Source organism: Pseudomonas sp. Ant30-3 (assembly GCF_000690905.1).
GTDB lineage: Bacteria > Pseudomonadota > Gammaproteobacteria > Pseudomonadales > Pseudomonadaceae > Aquipseudomonas.
Map to the genome: position 1 here is coordinate 1 of NZ_JMCL01000228.1, position 2,309 is coordinate 2,309.

Consider the following 2,309-nt stretch of genomic DNA (forward strand, 5'->3'; position numbering starts at 1 on the left):
TGGCGGGCGGCCGATGAGTCAGCTGTCGATGATGTTGGCGTATACCGTCAATCATTAAGACCGAGTTGGTCGAGCGCGACCCAGGCCCATCGCCAGCAGGCTGGCTCCCACAGTGGATCTGTGGTGTACGCAATTCCCCTGTGGGAGCTAGCCTGCTGGCGATTGCAATCTGTCAGGCAACCGAGGGCTCGCCTTCACCCGCCAGCCTGCGATTGAGCTGAAACCGCCAGCGCACATACAGCAGCGCCGAACAGAACACCGCCAGGCTCGCGCCCATTTCCAGCAGGCCGAACAGCTGCCGGTTCGGGTCGAATGCCGCCAGTGCGCCTTTCATGAAATACAGGTTCACCACAAAACACATCCACGAATGTCCGCGCGCGCTTCCGCCCAGCATGCCCGGCGCGAGCACCAGCAGCGGCACCAGTTCAATCAGCAGAATCACCCAGGGCCGCGCGCCGTGCAGGTCGGCGATCAGCAGGTAATAAACGCACAACAACCCTACCAGGCCGAGGAAACACAGCAGCGCGATCACGCGCATGGCCCGCACGCGCGGTTCGAGCCATTCGATGGGAGGCAGAATTTTCGGCTTTTTCGCCACGTCAGTTCCCCAGCTTTTGCGCGGTTTTCGCCAGCCGCATGCCCAACGCCCGGCACAGCGCCATTTCGTGTTCATCCAGGCCACTTTTACCGTCAGCGCCAGCGTGGTGACTGGCGCCATACGGCGTACCGCCACCGCGGGTGTCCAGCAGCGCCGATTCACTGTAGGGCAGGCCGGTGATCAGCATGCCGTGGTGCAGCAACGGCAACATCATCGACAGCAGCGTCGATTCCTGGCCACCATGCAAACTCGCGGTAGAGGTGAACACACCCGCCGGTTTGCCGACGAGTGCGCCGGTCAGCCACAGGTTGCTGGTGCCATCGATGAAGTACTTCAGTGGCGCTGCCATGTTGCCGAAACGGGTCGGGCTGCCAAGGGCCAGGCCGGCGCAGTTTTTCAGATCATCGAGGCTGGCATACAACGCGCCTTCGTCAGGAATGTCCGGCGACACCGCTTCGCATTCGGCAGAGATCGGCGGGACGGTGCGCAAGCGCGCTTCAAGGCCGGCCTGCTCGACGCCGCGAGCGATTTGCCGGGCCATTTCATTGGTCGAGCCGCTGCGGCTGTAATACAGAACCAGAATGTACGGCGCAGTCACGGCAGCAACTCCAGCACGTTTTCCGGCGGACGGCCGATGACGGCTTTGTTGCCCACTTCGAGAATCGGCCGCTCCATCAGCTTGGGGTGTGCAGCAATGGCTGCGATCAATTGCACTTCGCTCAGGCTGGTGTCGGCGAGGTTAAGGGTTTTGTATTCGTCTTCGCCCGTGCGCAGCAACTGCCGAGCGCTGATGCCGAGTTTTTTCAGCAGGGCCTGAAGCTGCTGTTCACGCAGCGGCGTTTCCAGGTAGCGCACCACGGTCGGGTTCAGGCCTCGGGCTTCCAGCAGTTCGAGCGCACCGCGGGATTTCGAGCAGCGCGGATTGTGATAAAGCGTCAGATCGGTCATGTGCGGGTCGCATCTTGCGTAAGGTGGCGGCTATTCTAACCGTGCAACGCGTAATCCAGAACCTTGGGAGGCAATGGGTCGCGGCGGTTTCCTTTTTTTCATTGGGATCACGACATGACAAGACGACTGGCAGCGGTATTGACGATCATCGGAGCGTTGATGCTGGGGGGCTGCGGCAATGACTATGGCATCGACCAGAACGGTCAGAAGGTCGCGGCCGAGCGTCTGGACAAGCAGTGGCTGGTGCTCAACTACTGGGCCGAATGGTGCGGACCGTGCCGGACCGAGATTCCGGAATTGAACGCTTTGGCCGATCAGCTCAAGAGCAAGGACATCGGCGTGTTCGGGGTCAATTTCGATAATGTGCAAGGTCAGGAACTGAAAGACGCCAGCGAGAAACTGGGGATCAGGTTTACCGTGCTGGCGCAGGATCCGGCGGAGCTATTCGAGTTGCCACGCAGTGAGGCGTTGCCGGTGACTTACATCATTGATGACAAGGGCAAGGTGCGTGAACAGTTGATGGGTGAGCAGACGGCGGCAGGGGTGTTGGCGAAACTTAAGGCGTTGCAGGCAAAAAACTAGAGGCAAAGATCGCAGCCTCGCCAATGCTCGACAGCTTCTACGGGGATGACATGTGGTTAGGATGTGGCGAGGGGGGTTGTGGCGAGCGGCTTGTGGCGAGGGGATTTATCCCCGTTGGACTGCGCAGCAGTCCCTTTTTTGGGGATCGCTTCGCAATCCAACGGGGATAAATCCCCTCGCC

The 2,309-nt window shown here is 60.4% G+C and carries 4 protein-coding genes; 1 reads left to right on the forward strand and 3 read right to left on the reverse strand.

Annotation, left to right across the window (positions count from 1 at the left end; all coding sequences use genetic code 11):
• Positions 1-172: 172 nt before the first annotated feature.
• The 3 genes from DU29_RS0129010 to arsC are packed head-to-tail and all read right to left on the reverse strand — an operon-like array spanning position 173 to position 1,546.
• Complete coding sequence (locus DU29_RS0129010; RefSeq protein ID WP_028624815.1) at positions 173-598, reverse strand: DUF2069 domain-containing protein; 426 nt, start codon at positions 596-598, stop codon at positions 173-175.
• Between the two features lies 1 nt (position 599).
• The gene (gene wrbA / locus DU29_RS0129015) at positions 600-1,196 is read right to left on the reverse strand and encodes an NAD(P)H:quinone oxidoreductase (RefSeq protein ID WP_028624816.1); all 597 of its coding nucleotides are present in this window, start codon (positions 1,194-1,196) and stop codon (positions 600-602) included.
• Entirely contained in the window at positions 1,193-1,546 is a 354-nt protein-coding gene (gene arsC, locus DU29_RS0129020) for an arsenate reductase (glutaredoxin) (RefSeq protein WP_028624817.1), read from the reverse strand. Before arsC ends, wrbA begins: the two co-directional genes overlap by 4 nt.
• Before the next feature lie 114 nt (positions 1,547-1,660).
• Between arsC and DU29_RS0129025 the strand changes: the two genes are divergently transcribed.
• Positions 1,661-2,128, forward strand: coding sequence for a TlpA disulfide reductase family protein (locus tag DU29_RS0129025; RefSeq protein ID WP_028624818.1), 468 nt, complete (start codon positions 1,661-1,663; stop codon positions 2,126-2,128).
• Positions 2,129-2,309: the final 181 nt, after the last annotated feature.